The sequence below is a fragment of the Mucilaginibacter segetis genome (assembly GCF_016522075.1).
Taxonomy (GTDB): domain Bacteria; phylum Bacteroidota; class Bacteroidia; order Sphingobacteriales; family Sphingobacteriaceae; genus Mucilaginibacter; species Mucilaginibacter segetis.
Genome location: NZ_JAEHFW010000001.1, coordinates 1,650,865 through 1,668,910 on the forward strand (window position 1 = coordinate 1,650,865; position 18,046 = coordinate 1,668,910).

The 18,046-nt window shown below is 36.1% G+C and carries 17 protein-coding genes and 1 tRNA gene; 8 read left to right on the plus strand and 10 right to left on the minus strand.

Features of this window, described 5'->3' with window-relative positions:
- Nucleotides 1–18: 18 nt before the first annotated feature.
- From I5M19_RS07535 to I5M19_RS07545, 3 genes are read right to left on the minus strand one after another with little or no spacing between them, the layout of a single operon-like run.
- Nucleotides 19–921 carry a sterol desaturase family protein gene (locus I5M19_RS07535; protein ID WP_200065591.1) on the minus strand — a complete coding sequence of 301 codons (903 nt, stop codon included), beginning with the start codon at nucleotides 919–921 and terminating at the stop codon, nucleotides 19–21.
- Between the two features lie 2 nt (nucleotides 922–923).
- Nucleotides 924–1,982 (minus strand): 3-dehydroquinate synthase, encoded by a 1,059-nt coding sequence (aroB, locus tag I5M19_RS07540; RefSeq protein ID WP_200065592.1) that lies wholly within the window; start codon nucleotides 1,980–1,982, stop codon nucleotides 924–926.
- 2 nt (nucleotides 1,983–1,984) lie between these two features.
- Complete coding sequence (locus tag I5M19_RS07545) at nucleotides 1,985–2,191, minus strand: RNA-binding S4 domain-containing protein (protein ID WP_200066120.1); 207 nt, start codon at nucleotides 2,189–2,191, stop codon at nucleotides 1,985–1,987.
- 103 nt (nucleotides 2,192–2,294) lie between these two features.
- Between I5M19_RS07545 and I5M19_RS07550 the strand changes: the two genes are divergently transcribed.
- On the plus strand, nucleotides 2,295–3,485 hold the full coding sequence (locus I5M19_RS07550; protein WP_200065593.1) for a proline dehydrogenase family protein: 1,191 nt from the start codon (nucleotides 2,295–2,297) through the stop codon (nucleotides 3,483–3,485).
- Here the strand turns inward: I5M19_RS07550 and I5M19_RS07555 are convergent.
- Together I5M19_RS07555 and I5M19_RS07560 are read right to left on the minus strand one after the other, a co-directional pair.
- The gene (locus I5M19_RS07555) at nucleotides 3,472–3,951 is read right to left on the minus strand and encodes a DinB family protein (RefSeq protein ID WP_200065594.1); all 480 of its coding nucleotides are present in this window, start codon (nucleotides 3,949–3,951) and stop codon (nucleotides 3,472–3,474) included. The two genes, I5M19_RS07550 and I5M19_RS07555, sit on opposite strands and share 14 nt — an antisense overlap.
- A gap of 258 nt (nucleotides 3,952–4,209) precedes the next feature.
- A complete protein-coding gene (locus tag I5M19_RS07560) occupies nucleotides 4,210–4,842 on the minus strand; it encodes an HAD family hydrolase (RefSeq protein WP_200065595.1) in 633 nt (210 codons plus the stop codon).
- Nucleotides 4,843–4,905: 63 nt separating this feature from the next.
- Between I5M19_RS07560 and I5M19_RS07565 the strand changes: the two genes are divergently transcribed.
- Together I5M19_RS07565 and I5M19_RS07570 are read left to right on the plus strand one after the other, a co-directional pair.
- A tRNA-Ile gene (locus I5M19_RS07565) sits at nucleotides 4,906–4,979 on the plus strand.
- A 576-nt stretch (nucleotides 4,980–5,555) separates the two neighbouring features.
- Complete coding sequence (locus I5M19_RS07570) at nucleotides 5,556–5,987, plus strand: DUF1810 domain-containing protein (protein WP_235985779.1); 432 nt, start codon at nucleotides 5,556–5,558, stop codon at nucleotides 5,985–5,987.
- Between the two features lie 87 nt (nucleotides 5,988–6,074).
- Here I5M19_RS07570 and I5M19_RS07575 read toward each other — a convergent pair whose 3' ends face one another.
- Nucleotides 6,075–7,241 (minus strand): glycosyltransferase family 2 protein, encoded by a 1,167-nt coding sequence (locus I5M19_RS07575; protein WP_200065596.1) that lies wholly within the window; start codon nucleotides 7,239–7,241, stop codon nucleotides 6,075–6,077.
- Nucleotides 7,242–7,578: 337 nt separating this feature from the next.
- Here I5M19_RS07575 and I5M19_RS07580 point away from each other — a divergent pair, with 337 nt between their 5' ends.
- The 4 genes from I5M19_RS07580 to I5M19_RS07595 all read left to right on the plus strand — a co-directional run bounded on the left by I5M19_RS07580 (nucleotide 7,579) and on the right by I5M19_RS07595 (nucleotide 10,971).
- Nucleotides 7,579–8,055, plus strand: coding sequence for a hypothetical protein (locus tag I5M19_RS07580; RefSeq protein WP_200065597.1), 477 nt, complete (start codon nucleotides 7,579–7,581; stop codon nucleotides 8,053–8,055).
- Nucleotides 8,056–8,211: 156 nt separating this feature from the next.
- Nucleotides 8,212–8,667 carry a hypothetical protein gene (locus tag I5M19_RS07585; protein WP_200065598.1) on the plus strand — a complete coding sequence of 152 codons (456 nt, stop codon included), beginning with the start codon at nucleotides 8,212–8,214 and terminating at the stop codon, nucleotides 8,665–8,667.
- Between the two features lie 11 nt (nucleotides 8,668–8,678).
- Nucleotides 8,679–9,335: a hypothetical protein gene (locus I5M19_RS07590; protein WP_200065599.1), complete on the plus strand. Its 657-nt coding sequence runs from the start codon at nucleotides 8,679–8,681 to the stop codon at nucleotides 9,333–9,335.
- Entirely contained in the window at nucleotides 9,310–10,971 is a 1,662-nt protein-coding gene (locus I5M19_RS07595; RefSeq protein ID WP_200065600.1) for a response regulator, read from the plus strand. Before I5M19_RS07590 ends, I5M19_RS07595 begins: the two co-directional genes overlap by 26 nt.
- A gap of 79 nt (nucleotides 10,972–11,050) precedes the next feature.
- On the opposite strand, the gene htpG is transcribed toward I5M19_RS07595, so the two are convergent.
- The 4 genes from htpG to I5M19_RS07615 all read right to left on the minus strand — a co-directional run bounded on the left by htpG (nucleotide 11,051) and on the right by I5M19_RS07615 (nucleotide 16,462).
- The gene (gene htpG / locus I5M19_RS07600; protein WP_200065601.1) at nucleotides 11,051–12,934 is read right to left on the minus strand and encodes a molecular chaperone HtpG; all 1,884 of its coding nucleotides are present in this window, start codon (nucleotides 12,932–12,934) and stop codon (nucleotides 11,051–11,053) included.
- Nucleotides 12,935–13,106: 172 nt separating this feature from the next.
- Nucleotides 13,107–13,694 carry a thioredoxin family protein gene (locus I5M19_RS07605; protein WP_200065602.1) on the minus strand — a complete coding sequence of 196 codons (588 nt, stop codon included), beginning with the start codon at nucleotides 13,692–13,694 and terminating at the stop codon, nucleotides 13,107–13,109.
- 61 nt (nucleotides 13,695–13,755) lie between these two features.
- Nucleotides 13,756–15,117, minus strand: coding sequence for a sensor histidine kinase (locus I5M19_RS07610; protein ID WP_200065603.1), 1,362 nt, complete (start codon nucleotides 15,115–15,117; stop codon nucleotides 13,756–13,758).
- Complete coding sequence (locus tag I5M19_RS07615) at nucleotides 15,107–16,462, minus strand: sigma-54-dependent transcriptional regulator (RefSeq protein WP_200065604.1); 1,356 nt, start codon at nucleotides 16,460–16,462, stop codon at nucleotides 15,107–15,109. Before I5M19_RS07615 ends, I5M19_RS07610 begins: the two co-directional genes overlap by 11 nt.
- A 287-nt stretch (nucleotides 16,463–16,749) precedes the next feature.
- Here I5M19_RS07615 and I5M19_RS07620 point away from each other — a divergent pair, with 287 nt between their 5' ends.
- Complete coding sequence (locus tag I5M19_RS07620) at nucleotides 16,750–18,003, plus strand: efflux RND transporter periplasmic adaptor subunit (protein ID WP_200065605.1); 1,254 nt, start codon at nucleotides 16,750–16,752, stop codon at nucleotides 18,001–18,003.
- The last annotated feature ends 43 nt before the right edge of the window (nucleotides 18,004–18,046 follow it).

Genomic DNA, 18,046 nt, shown 5'->3' on the forward strand with positions numbered 1-18,046 from the left:
ACTCCCCTCAACAAAATTTTATTCGTTTTTTAAGTTAGTTTTTAAATATTCACGTTGCATAACTCTTGCTGTTTGAGTTACTCCGTCATGACTCCAGCCAGGTGGGTAAAACAAATACCGAAGTTTATTTTTATATCCGGGCGCATTTTTTACATCTTTCAACAAATCCCTCCATTCATGAAAGACAATATTTACGGGTCCAATGTTTTGTGGTTGTTTAGTTAATCCGTACTTAACTGGTTCAGCCGGATCCTCATCATTAAAGGTACCGAACAGTCTGTCCCATACAATAAACATCATACCCATATTTTTATCCAAATAAGGAATATTTGAAGCATGGTGCACTCTGTGATGAGCAGGTGTAACAAATATTAACGCATACCATTTTGGCAATGGAATATGATATTGTGTGTGTACCAAATTACCATATAGTTGTGTTAATAAATATGCGTAAAGTATATCAACTGCTGTAAAGCCCATAAGAGCGAGAGGCAAATAAAAAAAAGTGCGGTATAAAGGTTCAAATACTGTTGAGCGAAAACCAGTACTAAAATTAAAATACTCGGAGGAATGATGTGTAACGTGCATAGCCCAAAATAACCGGCAATAATGACCAGTATAATGAAGCACCCAGTATAAAAAATCCTGTATTATGACCAATACTATCCAGTAAAGCACCGAATTTCTTATTTGGAATAATTTATACTGATAAACAAAGCTTAGTAAAACAAATGCACTTCCATTTACCGCTAAATTTAAAATAAAAGCAAGTGCAGTTAAATATATATTGGTAAGTGTATCCTGTTTTTCGTAGTAATGCCTGTTCTCACGATAACTTAGCCACATTTCCACTATTGTAAGTAATATAAGTAAGCCTACCAGTATCACTACAGCTTCGTTTCTTGTGTCTAAATGGGGCATCTTTATAAGGCGGCGTAATATCTTAAACTATTATAAAGTTCTTCTTCAGTACAAATATTATCAATACTAAATTGTCCTATTCTGGTAAGGAAAGTGCAGTTTATTTTACCGTTAAGGTTTTTCTTGTCCATTTGCATTATTTTAAATAATGCGTCAAAATTATTTTCATGCAACTGGTATTTGGGATATAGCGTAGTTAAAGTTGCTGTAATATCCTGTAAGTCGGCGTCCGGAAGGTCGGCGTTTTTATTTGACAGCCATGCTTCGCATATCATTCCTATAGCTATTGCTTCGCCATGTGATAAAGGAACCTGATCATTTAACAATGAATAGGTTTCTACCGCATGACCAATAGTATGACCAAAATTCAATGCCTTACGTATGTTCTTTTCGGTTGGATCTTCCAGTACGATCTTGTTTTTAATTTTTACAGAACGATGTATCAATTCTGGAGAAGGTTGGGTAAGATCATTCTGTTTTAGATCGGCCCACAGCTGCGCATCAGCAATTAATCCATGTTTCAGTAATTCAGCAAGCCCTGAAAGTATTTGTCGCGGTGGTAATGTTTTTAAGAATTCATTTATCATAAAAACCGCTTTAGGTTGGGCGAATGTTCCTACAATATTTTTAATTCCCTCTATATCAATACCTGTTTTGCCACCAACAGATGCATCAACTTGGGAAAGCAGAGTAGTAGGTATATGCACAAAATCTATCCCTCGCTTATAGGTTGATGCCACAAAGCCCCCCATATCACTAATAACCCCTCCGCCTAAATTTATTATAAGGCTATTACGATCAGCACCAAAATCGATCAGCATTTTCCAAACACCAATGCAAAAGTCAATATTCTTACTTTCTTCTCCGGCGTTGATCTCAATAATATCATAATTATCAAATTGATCAATTTTTTCCTTTACTACCGGCAAACAGTATTTACCTGTATTTTCATCTGTAAATATAAAAAAACGAGAATAGCCGGATTGTTTAATAAAGTTTACCAGCTCAACTATACTATTATCAAAATAAATAGGGTAATTATTGCTTTGTATAATTTCCATAATTATATTACTATGATCTTTTCACCCCGGAATTCCACAACATCACCTTTTTTAACTTTCAGGCGTTTACGATAATCTATAATGCCATTGTATTTAACTTCTCCGTCTTCAACAACTATTTGAGCTTCGCCACCTGTTTGCACCAAATTAAGTGCTTTAAGTAGCTGTATCATGGGGATATATTCGCCTGTTACCTTAAATTCCATCATGGCAGGCAAAAATAAACTATTCATGTGATAATGAGTTATCATTTTATAATTTTGCACAAACGGTTTAGATGGCTAAATATGGTCGATAAGCCATAAAATACACATGAATCAAAAAGATAAATTATCATTCGAAAATACCGAGATCGCTTTTCGTCACTCATCAAACGCTGACCTTAACCGCGCTTATTGGTTATTTAAAGTCATTAACGTTAATTTTTTAGTAAAGATTGGTCCACCTATTACCAACTTTGCCATTAAGATAGGCTTACCTATAAAGAGTTTAATTAAAGCAACCATATTTAAACATTTTTGCGGTGGTGAAACCATTGAAGAGTGCGAAAAAACCATAAAAAACCTTGCGCAGGGTGGGGTAGGAACTATACTCGATTATTCCATTGAAGGTGAGGATGATGAAAGTGTGTTTGATAATACACGTGATGAGATCATCCGTACGATAATTACTGCCTCAAAAAAAAGCGATATACCGCTTACTGTTTTCAAGGTTACTGGTGTAGGACGCTTTTCACTATTAGAAAGACTTGATGAAAACTTAAAATTAAGTGTTGATGAACAATTGGAATGGCAAAAAGTGCAGGATCGTGTGCTTGCTATTTGTGAGATGGGACATTCGTTAGGTGTTCCTGTAATGATAGATGCTGAAGAAAGCTGGATCCAAAAAACAATTGACAATCTGGCTATAAATATGATGCGCTTTTTTAACCGCGAAAAAGCTATTGTATATAATACCTATCAACTTTACCGCCATGATAAACTGGCTTCTATAATTATTGATCATGCAACTGCCGAGGCAGAGGACTTTATTTTAGGTGCTAAGATAGTACGAGGTGCATACATGGAAAAGGAACGCAAAAGAGCAGAAGAACAAAAGTATCCATCACCAATACAGCCGGACAAAGCATCTACCGACAGAGATTATAACGATGCTTTAGTTTTTTGTGCTGACCATATAGATAAAATTGCTTTTGTTGCAGGCACGCATAATGAAGAAAGCTGCAGGCTTTTGGCGGATATGTTAAATAAAAAAAAAATTAACCATAGAAATCCGCATGTTTATTTTTCACAATTGTTGGGTATGAGCGATAACTTGAGTTTTAATCTTGCCGATTCAAATTATAATGTAGCTAAATATGTACCCTATGGGCCTATTAAAGCTGTATTACCTTATCTTTTTCGTCGCGCCCAGGAAAATACTGCAATAGCCGGGCAAATGAGCCGGGAATTAAGCCTGATAGTAAAAGAAAAACAAAGAAGGAATAAAGTTAAAAACGGATAACGTCTGTATCAGCAGGTGTATAACCTAACAATCTGCTCATCGTTAACAGCTGCCCCTTGTGATGAAATTCATGCGTTATAACGTGCGTAAATAATTGGAGCGGGGTTAAATTTAATAGTATATCCTTATTTGGCAGGATTTGATCAGTAGGTACTTCAAGGCTATCTTTAAATTGAAGAATAAAATCATTTACCAGTACATCTATCTGTGCATACATCTGCCTCACAGAAGAAATGGTTTTTACTTCGTCTTCACTAAAATATGTGCGATGACTTTGTTGACCAACAATGCCCAGCCAATATAAATAAGTATTGGCACTATGTATTAAGAGGCCACTTATGGTGCTATTATTAAATTCAGGTATGTGTTTTAACAGGTCATCCGGCTTAATATTTTCACAATATGTAAACAATGCCTCGCGTGCATCTAAAATTAACTGATATTGGTGTAAGAGGGATTTATACATTAAAATTCAAAAACAATAATTAATCCAATATTTTGCCTATTCCCTTATAAATAAAAATTATTTGCGCGGCTTGCTACACTATATCGAGGTTTAAACTTTTAGGTTCCCATTATAATATCAAAGGCCGGCACTATTATTTTACGTTTGTAGCGTATCTCTGTTATTATTACTATCAGCATGTTAGCTTTCATTTCGGTTGCATTAATACTTATATCCAGACGATCTTTTTTAGTTTAATTAATTTAAGCTCATTTTTAATTAAACCAGATTTTCACGCTCGGTAAATTTGGCCAGTGTATCAGGGGTGGTCATCAAGAAAGTTTGTATGCCCAACTTAGCTGCTGACTCCAGGTGTTGCGGACTATCATCAATAAATAATGTTTCCTGTGGCATCAAATTATTCTCGCTTAATACCTGCTCAAAAAAGGCGGTTTCGGGTTTGCGCTTACCCCGTAAATGCGAATAGTAAGTTTTCTCGAACAGGTGTTCATTGTCATTATACTCAAATTCATTTTTAAGGTATCTCATAATATAGCTGTAGTGTATGGCATTAATATTACTTAATAAAAATGTACGGTATTTAGATTTAAATTTTAACAATAATTCATGATTCCCGGGGGCGACACCCACAAGCAAACTGTTCCATGCATCATCTATCTGTTGATCACTAATAGTTGGATTACCTGTTTTTTTTCTTACATATTCTCTAAACTCACTTTCTGAAATTTCTCCCCGGTCAAATTTGTCAAATATCTGATCCTGGTTTCTGTGGCCGAAAAATTCCTCAGTATTATTGATACCCAGATGTTTGAAAGCCGATTGCGCTTTACGAAAATCAATACTGAATATAACATTACCATAATCGAAAATAATATTCTTGATATTTTTCATTTTCATTTTTGTTAATTGAGTGCAAATACGTAATATTGCGCCTCGAAAATAGTAAAAATTTCAGCGCCTATAGCTCAGTTGGTTAGAGTAGAAGACTCATAATCTTTTGGTCCCTGGTTCGAGCCCAGGTGGGCGCACAAATTGGTAATTTACCAAAATGATAGCCTTGTAAGTCACTGATTTACAAGGCATTTTTATTTTTAGTAGTTCTTCTCGATCCTTCCGAATACACCATTTCTGACACCCAAACGCACACCCACCTTTATTTTTAGATTCGGGGTGTTTTTAATAGTTAATTAGCTGTAATACAGATATTTGATATAATAAATATGCGCTCAAAAAATACTGCAAAAGATCAGAAATCTGAGCCAAATTTCATCTAAACGCCCACCACTGAGCAAAAATTTCGGGATGTAATTATTCATTTATTCACTTAAAACTGTTAAAAGATGAGAACATCCCAGTCATTTGGTGTCAATTCACCATCAAAAATAAAAAAGCGAAGAATGGAGGTTACTAAAATTATGTCGCCATAATCATTAACAAAATACGTACGCTTATAGAAATGAAATGTTACAAAAAAGTCGAAAAGCGGAACACGGCGCTATCCTGCTGATAAGAGCGGGTTTGCAGGAACTTTGAAGCTCCGTATAGCTAAATCTGCAAAAATGATGAAAACCGGAATCAATTTGGCCTTTAAACTTGTTATATAAATGATGTATGACCTTAACAGATTTTTAAGCGCCCAGGAACGGGATTATGACATTGCATTAGCAGAAATAAAAAGCGGCCGTAAACGCAGTCACTGGATGTGGTATATCTTTCCGCAGATAGCCGGACTTGGGTTTAGTGAGACCAGTAAATTTTATGCGATAAAGAATTTGGCAGAGGCAGTAAATTACCTGCGGCACCCTGTTTTGGGACAACGCCTGATCGAAATATCAACCGCTTTGGTGAAACTGGAAGATGATGATGCGACACGAATATTCGGCAGCCCGGATAACCTGAAATTGAAATCATCTATGACCTTATTCGGGGCCTTACCTGATTCAGATCCGGTGTTTGCACAGGTATTAGTAAAATATTTTAATGGTATAAGGGATCGGGAAACATTACGATTGCTTACAATTGCCAATGTCGGTTAAGTTCATAATCAGGACTCTGCAACGGGTCGATTCATGGTACTAATACCTGGGCAATAAGAAAGGTGATTAGGTTTGTAATAAGCGCTATTATCCTACTTGCCTTTTGGATTTTTCCCACATGGCATTTTGACCTGTAGAAAAATATCTGATAATACCGGCTATTACAGCATAATTCATCATGCAAAAATAATAAGGAATAAAAAAGAGCTTGATTTTGATGGGCTTTATGCGTAATAAATACCCCATAAAGGCAGACAAGTAAAAAAACAGTTGGCATACCAAGGCAACCATATAATGTACACCACCCTGGTTAGTAACTATTAAAAAATTAGCAACAAAGGCTATAATCAGCATAAATGGTGTAATCGTCCATCGTAGTACACGATGACTTATATACTGAAAGGAAAGCATAGGGTATCTGAAAGGATTTAACAAATCGGTAAGGCGCAGTATAGATTGTATTCCGCCTGCCGCTATGCGTATCTTTCGTTTCAATTCTTCACCCACGCTTGCCGAGCCGAATTCTGTTGCCCATGCATCAGGCTCGTAAACAAGTCTTAAATGTTTTTGCGTAACTGACATTGAAAGCATAAAGTCATCCAGCACGGTATCTGCAGGTGGTGGTTTATACAGTTCGCGCCGCATACTTAGTAGCTCACCGGTTGCACCAACCGCGGTATATAGTTCCGAATCCCACTTTTTAAGCGTCGACTCGTATTTCCAGTAAAAACCCTCGCCTGCTGTTCCGTCTCCGGTGGTACTTTCCACCCTTTTTTCTCCTGCTACGGCCCCCACAGAAGGATCGGCATAGTGACGTGCAATATTGATAAGCGCGTATTCATTTAAAAATGTATTGGCATCGGTAAATACTACCACTTCGCTATTTACATGTTCCATGGCTGTGTTTATGGCATGCATCTTACCCTTACGCGGCCAATTATTTACTAATTTAACCTGGGGATATTTGTTTATAATATCTTCAGAGCCATCAGTAGATCCATCTGAAACAAATATGAAATTCAACTTACCATCGGGATATTTAAGATTGATCGTATTCCTGATTTTCTCTTCCAGGATAGCAGCTTCGTTATAAGCCGTTGTGATCATGGTAAGTGTCGGGAATTCAATTGTTTTAAAAACAGGCCTTTTAATGTTTAGTGCTTTCCTGATTTTTAGCAGTATATATATCACCACCCCATATCCTATATAGGTATAAACAGTAATAAATAAACTAACCCAGAATAATATCTTCATCGGCTCTAATATAATTAAATAAAGCGTTTTAAGATAAAAGCAAATATTTTACTCATTATGAACCTTCTTTATGTTTTTCAAACTGATTTATCCGTATAAAGCGTAGCGCACAATACCATTTTGATCACCAAAAAACTAACTACAAGAACGACTTACCGTGGTACACTTCACAAATAATAAATATTACCCTGAAGTATCAAAAGAAAATTTGGACTTACTATTGTTTAATATAATTAGTACTAATTGAAATTAATAAATAAAATTTGTTTTCAATTTAATTCAATAAACTTCTCATTGTAAGATAATTACTATAAATTTATAGCAAAAAGGAGTAAAAATGAAAAATCAGGAAAACCACAATGAGAAAGAAGAAAAAGTTTCTATGCCAATAAGAACCATGGTGAAGATCCCCATTTCAACGGCCATTAAAAGAACTGAGAATTGGAGATCTTTTATGGGTGCGCATTTCTCTGACAATAAAAAAGTTCCTAAAGCCGTGTTTATATCAAAAATAGATCTTTTAGATTTAGTCGAGGAAATACAGGCAAATGATTTACTTATGGGGGTAAGAGCTTACTTTACACTTGATGAAAAACATGTTAAAGGGAACGAAAACCGGTTAACATTTCTGATAGTACCTGTAAAGGCAGGAGAAGAAAGACTACCCTTTGATTATGTTGATGTTGTTAAAACAGACTCTGATATATCAAATCAGTTTGACACAGGACAAAATGATACGGCAAATTCAAATGTGTTTGATTTCACAAAACCCTGTCCGGATTGTTGCGACCCCACAAGTCCACTCTACAGTTAATAAATGCTTGAGTTTTAAGAGGCCGCAGCCGAATGTATTTTAGTTGTGAAGCGTCTTAATATTTGTTTTTTTCTTTATTAAATTCAAGCGTTGCTTTTTTAGTTAATTCAAATAAATGTGCTATTTTAAGGCAATTAAATTATTTTAAAAAAGAAAATGAAAAACCTATTAAAAGCCGAACCCACAAGAGTAATTATTCCTGTATCTACTGCTATTGAAAGAACAACTCACTGGAGGAACTTTATGAAAAATAATGTTGCCGCCCGGGATGATCGAAAAATACCTAAAGCAGTATATATATCAAAGGAAGACATTGAAGACATGGCCGAGCAATGCCGCGCTGATGACACCATTGCAGGTGTACGTGCTTACTTCACCCTTAACACTCCGTATTCTGAAGACATTAAAAACGAAGTGAAATTTGTTATGGTATTGGTAAAGATAAATGATACCAAACCATTTGGAGACGATATTATATATGCTCCAGGGGTGGTTACCGGTGAGGATGGATCAAAGTTTGGAGGAGGAGACGACTCAAACATTTACGATTTTACCAAGCCTTGCCCGGATTGCTGCGACCCGGAAAGCCCTCTTTTTGGCGGTAGTGTATAAGGATTTAAATAATGAAATCTTTATCCTCATTTTATCTGGGATATTTTGTGCCTGCAAGTACGCTAATCCCAATTGTAGCAGGATTACTTTATTATAAAAAGATAAATACACCTTTAAGAACATTACTGGTGTATTTAATAGCTTCGTTTATAATTAATGTTGCCGGAATAATTCTGGCAGATCACCATATTAATAATCTGCCTTTATTACATTTTTATACCATAATAGAAATAGTTGCTATAATGCTCTATTATTTAAAAGCATTCGGGCCGGGTAAGATTCATAAATGGATAAAGGGTATAATGATATTATTTCCTTTATTATGTATTGTTAATTTTTGCTTTTTTCAAAGTATTTATGAATTTAATACCTATACACGTCCGTTAGAGGCTTTAATTATAATTTTGATTACCGGGTGCTATTTTACTATACAACATGATTTAAAGAATTCAGCACTAATCACAAGATCAGGCAGATTGGTAGCTGCAGGGTTTATGATATATTTTTGTAGCTCTCTATTTCAGTTTATTTTCTCCAATATTGTCAGTCAAAAAGCGAGCGGGGATATTAAATTATTTATATGGGATATTCATGCTACTTTTGTACTGATTATGTATCTGTTGTTTTTTAGGGCAATAATTGATGAACGAAATAAAAGACAATATTGATGTACTTGTAATAACAGCTATGATGTGTTCATTCACAATAGTTGTATGTTTTTTAATCGTTATATACCGCAAACAGCTCGATGTTTTCAGACACAAAAATGCTAATGAGGCTAAAAGTATCTTTTTAGCCACCATGAGCCATGAGATTCGCACACCAATGAATGGTGTAATGGGCATGGCAGGATTACTCCAGGAAACCGAGCTTAATGACGAACAGAAGGAGTACACTCACGCAATTATTCAGAGTGGTGAAGCTTTATTAAGTGTTATTAATGATGTGCTTGATTTTTCTAAAATAGAGTCAGGCAAAATGGTGCTTGACCAACACGAATTTTCTTTACGCGAATGTGTGGAAGATTTGCTTGATGTATTTGGAGGTAAGATTGCGTTGAGCGATGTAGAATTATTGTATCATATTGATGATAAATTGCCGGAACGTATAATTTGCGATAGCATGCGTTTACGGCAGGTACTAATTAATTTAGTAGGAAATGCCACAAAATTCACACGAGAAGGTGAGGTGTTTTTGGGAGTAAAGTTAAAAACTCACGATGAATATAATATTGAAGTTGAATTTGAAGTAACTGACACTGGCATAGGCATATCCGCCGAAAAACTTCCAAATTTATTTGAGCCCTTTGCTCAAGCTGATACGGCTACCGCAAGAAATTATGGAGGCTCAGGCCTTGGGCTTTTAATTTGCAAGCGCATGGTAAATCTGATGGGCGGGGATATTACAGTACAGAGCGAAGCAGGCAAAGGCAGTACCTTTAAATTTACAATTAAGTGCGAATTAACCCGGCAATCAGAAAATATAGTTATAAAGCCTGACATGTCCGGAGTAGAAGGTTTGCACGTGCTGGTAGTGGACGATAATAAAACGAGCCTGCAATTATTATGCAGACAACTGGAATTATGGAAAATAAACACTGTAAGTGCAATTACCGCTAATGAAGCACTATCTATTTTAGATACTAACCAGCATTTCGATTTAATAATAACCGATTTCAGGTTAGCAGACATGGATGAAGTAATGCTCTCAACTGCTATTAAAGCAAAAAATCCAACAGTACCTATAATTTTATTAAGTCAAATAGGTAATGATGTCGGAAGAAAAAATAAACATTTATTTACTGCTATAATTACCAAACCGGTTAAACAACAAGCCTTAGCACATGCCTTATTAACAGCACTTAAATTACGGCCGGCAACTGAACAAAAACCACAAGTTTTGCTTCAAAAAGATTTTGCGCTGACTAATCCGTTAAAAATTATTGTGGCTGAAGATAACAAGGTGAATCAAATGGTAATATTAAAAATCCTCGACCGTTTAGGTTATCAGCCATCTTTAGCTAACAATGGCTTAGAAGTTATAGAACTATTAAATCAGCAACCATATGATTTGATACTGATGGACATGGAAATGCCCGACATGGATGGTTTAACAGCTACGCGCCATATCCGTAAAAACAATGGAAGTCAGCCTCGTATTATTGCTATGACTGCTAATGTAATGATAGAACACCGGGACGAATGCTACAGTGCAGGTATGAATGATTTTATTTCTAAACCCATAAAAATGGATACTTTGCTTTCACTTTTGCAACAAAATAAAAAATCTATGTTTACGAATTGATCTTCCTTTTAGATATTTAGATTCGTGCGCTGTTATAAATAGAAAGTGCGGAATAAAAATTCCGCACTTTCTATAATACTTAAATTAAGCTAACACTTCGGTTAACAAATTCGGTAAGCTCGGCACCTGTTAACAACCCTTGGGAGAGTAGTGCAAGATCGAATGCCTGTTTCGCCAACTTGGCTTGGGCATCGGCATTATCATCCTCTAAAATGCGACTTATTAATTTGTGGTTAGCATTAACAACCACTTTATAATTGTCTGGCATATTACCGTAAAAGCCCATACCGCCACCCATGGCTGCCATATCCTTCATACGGCGCATAAACTCATCCATAGTAACAGTTACAGGCAGTTCATCCGGATTTAAGCTTTCCAGTTCCACCTTATAAGCTGGCTTATTTATAGCCTTGTCAAATATTTCTTTAACTTTCGCTGATTGTTCCTCAGTTAAAATATGCTCTGGTGCATCGTCTTTTTTTATCAATTTATCGGCAACATCAGCATCTACACGCTTTAAAGATGTCTTTTCAAGTTTCTGCTCCAAATGACTGATAAAGTGATTATCAATAGGAGAGTTCATCAGTAATACGTCGTATCCTTTTTTACCGGCCGACTGTATAAAGGCATCCTGCTTTTGCGGATCGTTAGTGTATAAGTAAACTAACTGCCCCTCCTTGTCGGTTTGTGCAGCTTCTACCTCTTCTTTATACTCATTAAGTGTATAATTTTCTTTTTTGGTATTAGTAAGCAACACAAAATCTTTAGCTTTATCGTAAAATTTATCCTCGCTCACCATACCGTATTTTACAAATAAGCCAATATCGGTCCATTTGTCTTCGTAAGCTTTGCGGTCATTTTTAAACAACTCTGCTAACTTATCAGCTACTTTCTTGGTGATATAACTATTTATTTTTTTAACATTACTATCTGCCTGTAAAAAACTGCGCGAAACATTCAATGGGATATCCGGTGAATCAATTACGCCATGTAGTAACATTAAAAATTCAGGTACTATATCTTTTACTTCATCGGTAATAAATACCTGACGGGAGAATAATTTGATCTTATTTTTTTGGAATTCAAAATCATTCTTCAGTTTAGGGAAGTACAATACTCCCGTTAAATTAAACGGATAATCAACATTCAAATGAATCCAAAACAAAGGATCTTCACTAAATGGATAAAGTTCTTTATAGAATTTAAGATAATCCTCATCTTTTAAATCATTTGGTGATTTTGTCCAGATAGGGGTGGTGTCATTAATGATATTATCAACCTCAACTGATTTGTATTTTGGTTTACCGTCCTCTTCAACGCCGTCTTCTTCTTGTTCAGTTGTGGTACCAAATTTAACAGGTACAGGCAAAAACTTGCAGTATTTATCCAGTATTTCCTGCAGACGATATTTGCTGAGAAATTCTTCCGATTCTTTATTGATGTGCAACGTTATCTCTGTGCCTCTTTCTTCAAGGGAGCCTTCGCTTATTTCAAATTCAGTACTTCCGTCGCAAGTCCAATGGGCTGGTTTAGCCCCTTCCTGATAACTAAGCGTTTCAATTTCCACTTTATCGGCGACCATAAATGCTGAATAGAAACCTAAACCAAAACGTCCAATGATCTCGTTCGCATCTTTAGCTTCCTTAAATTTCTCCATAAATTCGGTAGCTCCCGAAAAGGCTATCTGATTGATGTATTTTTTTATTTCATCAGCAGTCATACCTATACCGTTATCTGATATAGTTATTGTCTTTTTGTCCTCATCAAATGCTACTTCAACACGCAGATCACCAAGTTCGCCATTGAATTGGCCCAATGAAGCAAGACGTTTCATTTTTTGTGTGGCATCCACTGCGTTTGATACTAACTCTCGCAGAAATATCTCATTATCAGAGTATAAAAACTTCTTAATAATTGGAAAAATGTTTTCGGTGTGGATCGAAATTGTTCCTTTTTCTTGCATGGTATAATGTGTTTGTTAAGTTATTATATAAGTCACTAAACGCAATTACAATGCGCGTTCCAAACAGAAATATTTGACAAATTGGCAGGAGCATACTAACCCCAATAGGACATAAGCAGGTGCTATTATGTCTTTTAAATAAAGGGAAGCATAATTGGATGGTATTTACAATCTAATTAGTTCCGGCGGCTAATTTTGGTGCAGGTACAGGTTTATTTAGAGCAAACCGTTTGCTGATAATTGCAAGGTCGTTATCATTTAATTTGGAAGTGGTTTTTAATATCTTGGTAAGATAGGCCACTTCTTCTTCACTGGCGGGGCAACCTACATTATCGCCATAAGTATCCATGGGTGCACCGGCAGGCCTTACCTGGCTATCTGCCAAAACATTTCCTTTGGCATCCAATATAACCCAAAATGATAAGCCGGACTTTTCACCATGAAATTTAGTCATCATCTCCATAGAGCCGGGATTTTCTAAATTCTTTTTCTCGGGTTGTTCCATAACATCCAACGTAGTTATCACATAGTTATCATCAAACATTTTTTTACACGTAGGGTCGTTTAGCGAAGCTTCCATTTTTTTGCACCAACCACACCACGACGCATGAAATATCAGCATCACATTTTTATTTTCTTTAGCAGCCCTTGCATAAGCCTGTTGCATCACTTCCTGGCTTCCCGGCATTGGCGATTGTGCAAAAACATTAGTTTTTACGATAAACAAGCAAACGAGTGAAAATAAAAGCAACTTTTTCATGATGTTTAAATTTTGTATAGTAAAATTACAAATAAGTATTTTAATTGATATTACAGCCTTACTATTTGTTTTGCTGAGCAAACGTTAATATAAAAGCAGAACCTTTACCCTCTGTTGATTGCACCTGTATGTTGCCTTTGTGCAGCAACATGATCTGCTTACATAAACTCAGCCCAATTCCGCTGCCTGTTTTACGCGTGCTAAAAAAAGGAATAAATATTTTATCTAATAACTCGGGTTGCATACCCATGCCGTTATCCATCACTTTAACTAAAGTTTTGTTATTACTTAATACCTCTGCAGATAAAGTAATAAGCGGATTATCCCGTTCTTTTACTGCCTCAATGGCGTTTATTAACAGGTTTATCATTACCTGATCAATTAAGTTGATATCCGCTTCAATAGTCAATGTTGGGTCACGTAATATGATATCAAGCTCAATTTTCTTTTTTTCAAGTGTGGGGCGCATTAAGCTGTTCAGGTTCTCGAACATATTACGAACCCTTATTTTTTCGAGATCTAACTTCGTTATTTTGTTCAGGCTACGATAACTTTCCGTAAATTTAAGCAGTCCATCGCTACGCCTCTTAATAGTATCAATTCCAAGTTCCAGATCTTCCAATTCATTACTCAAGTGACTTTCTGTTATATCCGGACTTTTCAAACGATTTTTCAAAGTATCTGCTAATGAGGAAATAGGTGCAACGGAGTTCATAATTTCGTGAGTCATTACGTTCAGTAACTTTTGCCATGCTTTAGATTCTGTTTCATCTAATGCTTCGCTTACGTTTTGAAAGGCTACGAGTTTATATAATTTATCATCGCTCCGCATAATACTGGCTGTAACCAGCATTTTCACCTGCTGCTGATTACGGGTAATACTCAACACCTTGCCATCACCCGGTTTTAACTTCATAATGTCAGTATATAAGTCAGGCTCTCGTTTCTCAAGCGAGTGTATGGTTTTAAGATAGGGGATACCTAATAAAGTCTTAAATGCTTCATTTATCCAGCCTGTTTCTCCGGTTTCCTGCTCATAGGACAGTAAACCTGTATCTACTAACTCTAATATTTTTTGCAGGTAATGATATTGTGTTTCGCGTTCGCGGCTAATAAGTTTAAATGTTGTATTAATCTCATTAAACCCTTTACGCAGGGGCTTTAATTCATTAGGTGCCTTACGAACATCAAAATGTCTCGAAAAATCACGATAATGGATAGATTCTACAAACTGATTTACCTCTTCCTGTGCTTTTTTCTGAAATCGTATTAATTCTAATACTGAATATATCACTAAAGGAACGGTGATACCGGCATAAGGCCAATACGAGGTATTTACGACGATAAAAGAGGTAGCAGTTACCGCAATAAATAACAACAAAACCCGCAGCACCAGCCGCCATTCATAACGGTTAAATATCATATTTACTTAATCTGCGGTATAAAGCGGTGCGCGTTAATCCTAATTCCTTTGCCGCGCGTGTTATGTTACCATTGTGTTTATCAATTACACGTAGTATGGCGTTCTTTTCCAATGTGCTTAAAGGCACGTTACTTTCCTGTTCCGGCATAGCATCCGTTGAATTTTCCAATATGGAAAATATCAGATCATCAGCTTTTAATACCGGTTCATCCGCCATAATTACTGCACGCTCTATGGTATATTGCAGTTCACGTACATTTCCCGGGTAATTATAAGTTTTTAATTTTTGAATAGCACTTACATCAAATTGCATAGCAGTTTTAAGGTACTTACCCGCATATAATTTGGCAAAATGCTCAGCTAATATTATGATATCATCATTTCGTTTACGAAGTGGTGGCATATTGATCTCCACTGTGTTTATCCTATAAATCAAATCCTTACGAAAGCGATTTTCGTTAGCCAGTTCGGATAAAGGCAAATTTGTTGCGCAGATCAATCTAATATCAACATCAACGGCCTTATTTGTACCTAACCGCGTTACCTGTCTGTTTTGCAAAACGGTGAGTAGCTTAGCTTGCTGCTGAAGGCTGATATTACCTATCTCATCTAAAAAAAGTGTTCCACCTTCAGCTTCTTCGAAACGGCCGGCACGGTCTTCTCTTGCATCGGTATAGGCACCTTTTTTATGACCAAATAATTCGCTTTCAAATAAGGAATCGGTTAAAGCTCCCACATCTACCTTCACAAAGGGTTTATCTGCCCTTAAAGAACGTTCATGAATTGCCTTAGCCATCAAATCTTTACCTGTCCCGTTCTCACCTAATATTAAAATATTGGCATCAGTAGGGGCTATTTTATTCACTTTATGAAAGATGTCTTCCATAACCTCTGACTCACCGAGGATATTGGTTTGCCCGTTACTACTTTTTGAGGGTTTGGACGTTTTTACTCCCTCTTTCTTATCCAGCAGATCTTTGATGGTATCTATAAGTTTTTCATTATGCCATGGCTTTACAACAAAATCGTTTGCGCCTTCTTTTAACGAGCGTACCGCCAGATCAATATCGCCGTAAGCAGTTATCATTACCACACAAACATTAGGTTTCCATTCTTTTATTTTGCGCAGCCAATATATGCCCTCGTTGCCGGTGTTTATTGCACTGTTAAAATTCATATCCAGTAAAACCAGATCAACCTGATTGCGCTGTAGCAACCAGTTTAAATTTTCAGGATTTTTTTCGGTGATTATTTCCTGAGTTTCTGTCTTAAGTAATAACTTAACTGCGGTAAGCACATCCGGATCATCATCAACAATTAAAACAGTTGCTTTTTTTAAGATCATAGTATAAAGGGTCAGGGGTTTATATTGTAATTTATTTATAGGTGCAAATTAGCAATTGAGTGTTAAATATCATACCATTTATATTAATACATCTATTAAACTGAAAATCAATCAGGAGTAATTAAATATTCATTTACAGGGTAATTTTGCATTGTATCATAACCGAACACTTGCTGTAACAGAAGCGTACGGTGCAAATACAGGTTTATAGCTTAAAATATTGAAATACAGACTTTTAATTTGTGGCATGTGTTTTTGTATTCAATAACAAAATATTATTAATTACTGTGGATAGAGTTATACAAAAAAAGAAATGGAGCACTAAACGACTGATGACCATTGCGGGTATATCAGGCGTAGTTATATTGGTTGCAGGAAGCATTTATTTTACATCTGGAAAAAGCAAGCTGAATGTTGATACTGAGCGTATTACTATAAGTGAAATTAAAAAAGGGCCGTTTCAGGAGTTTATTCCTGTAAATGGTGTAGTTATGCCGCTTACTACTATTTACCTGGACGCTGTTGAAGGCGGGCGTGTGGAAGAAAAATTTGTGGAGGATGGGGCTGATTTAAAAAAGGGGGATCCGATACTTAGGCTATCAAATACGGATCTGGAGTTAAATTTGGCTAATCAGGAAACTGCGGTATATGCAGCTCAAACGCAAATGCAGATCTCGCATAATAATGCGCAACAAAATACCATCACCAAATTAAATCAAATGGCGGATGTTGATAATGCATTTAAGGAAGCTGAACGGATATACAATCTGGATAAGAAACTTTATGAACAAAAAGCTATAGGCTTACAAGAATATAAAGCAGCTGAAAATAATTACAATTACCAGTTAAGACGCAAAAGACTTACTACTCAAATATTAAAACAGGATACCATTTTAACAGAACAGGAACAACAACAGGCCAGTGAGCAGTATGCGCACATGCGAAGCACTTTAGAACTGATGCGCAGAAAAGTTGCTGACCTTACTGTTAGGGCACCTATTGACGGGCAGCTTACCTCTATGGATGCCGAAGTTGGACAAAACAAGAACCGAGGAGAACATTTAGGACAGATAGATGCGCAAAATGGATTTAAGGTTAGGGTTGATATTGAAGAACACTATCTTTCACGCATATATAATGGTTTAAAGGGAGATTTTACATTTGCCAATAAAACATACAAACTGGTTATAAAAAAGGTATTTACACAAGTTACAAATGGCCGTTTTCAGGTAGACATGCAATTTGTTGGTGATATTCCTAAAGGCATACGCAAGGGGCAAACCTTACAAATACGTTTGGCTTTGAGCGATGAGACTACCGCGCTTCTTGTACCAAAGGGCGGTTTTTACCAGCAAACAGGAGGAAACTGGATATTTAAGGTTAGTGAGGACGGAAAATATGCATACAAGGTTGATATACAGCTTGGAAGAGGTAACACTGATTACTATGAATTACTGCAAGGATTAAAACCTGGTGATAAAGTTATAACATCAAGCTATGAAAATTATGGGGATATTCAGGAATTAGTGCTGAAACAGTAGCCATTGATATAATTAATAAAAATTTATAAAAGACATATAATCA

Excerpts from the sequence above, each read along its gene's own strand:
- I5M19_RS07580 (WP_200065597.1), top strand. The coding sequence starts at position 7,579 with ATGAAAAATCAGGAAAACCACAATGAGAAAGAAGAAAAAGTTTCTATG.
- I5M19_RS07550 (WP_200065593.1), top strand. The coding sequence starts at position 2,295 with ATGAATCAAAAAGATAAATTATCATTCGAAAATACCGAGATCGCTTTT.
- I5M19_RS07595 (WP_200065600.1), top strand. The coding sequence starts at position 9,310 with ATGAACGAAATAAAAGACAATATTGATGTACTTGTAATAACAGCTATG.
- I5M19_RS07590 (WP_200065599.1), top strand. The coding sequence starts at position 8,679 with ATGAAATCTTTATCCTCATTTTATCTGGGATATTTTGTGCCTGCAAGT.
- I5M19_RS07585 (WP_200065598.1), top strand. The coding sequence starts at position 8,212 with ATGAAAAACCTATTAAAAGCCGAACCCACAAGAGTAATTATTCCTGTA.
- I5M19_RS07605 (WP_200065602.1), bottom strand. The coding sequence starts at position 13,694 with ATGAAAAAGTTGCTTTTATTTTCACTCGTTTGCTTGTTTATCGTAAAA.
- I5M19_RS07570 (WP_235985779.1), top strand. The coding sequence starts at position 5,556 with ATGATGTATGACCTTAACAGATTTTTAAGCGCCCAGGAACGGGATTAT.
- I5M19_RS07610 (WP_200065603.1), bottom strand. The coding sequence starts at position 15,117 with ATGATATTTAACCGTTATGAATGGCGGCTGGTGCTGCGGGTTTTGTTG.
- I5M19_RS07535 (WP_200065591.1), bottom strand. The coding sequence starts at position 921 with ATGCCCCATTTAGACACAAGAAACGAAGCTGTAGTGATACTGGTAGGC.
- htpG (WP_200065601.1), bottom strand. The coding sequence starts at position 12,934 with ATGCAAGAAAAAGGAACAATTTCGATCCACACCGAAAACATTTTTCCA.
- I5M19_RS07560 (WP_200065595.1), bottom strand. The coding sequence starts at position 4,842 with ATGAAAAATATCAAGAATATTATTTTCGATTATGGTAATGTTATATTC.
- aroB (WP_200065592.1), bottom strand. The coding sequence starts at position 1,982 with ATGGAAATTATACAAAGCAATAATTACCCTATTTATTTTGATAATAGT.
- I5M19_RS07555 (WP_200065594.1), bottom strand. The coding sequence starts at position 3,951 with ATGTATAAATCCCTCTTACACCAATATCAGTTAATTTTAGATGCACGC.
- I5M19_RS07615 (WP_200065604.1), bottom strand. The coding sequence starts at position 16,462 with ATGATCTTAAAAAAAGCAACTGTTTTAATTGTTGATGATGATCCGGAT.
- I5M19_RS07545 (WP_200066120.1), bottom strand. The coding sequence starts at position 2,191 with ATGATGGAATTTAAGGTAACAGGCGAATATATCCCCATGATACAGCTA.
- I5M19_RS07575 (WP_200065596.1), bottom strand. The coding sequence starts at position 7,241 with ATGAAGATATTATTCTGGGTTAGTTTATTTATTACTGTTTATACCTAT.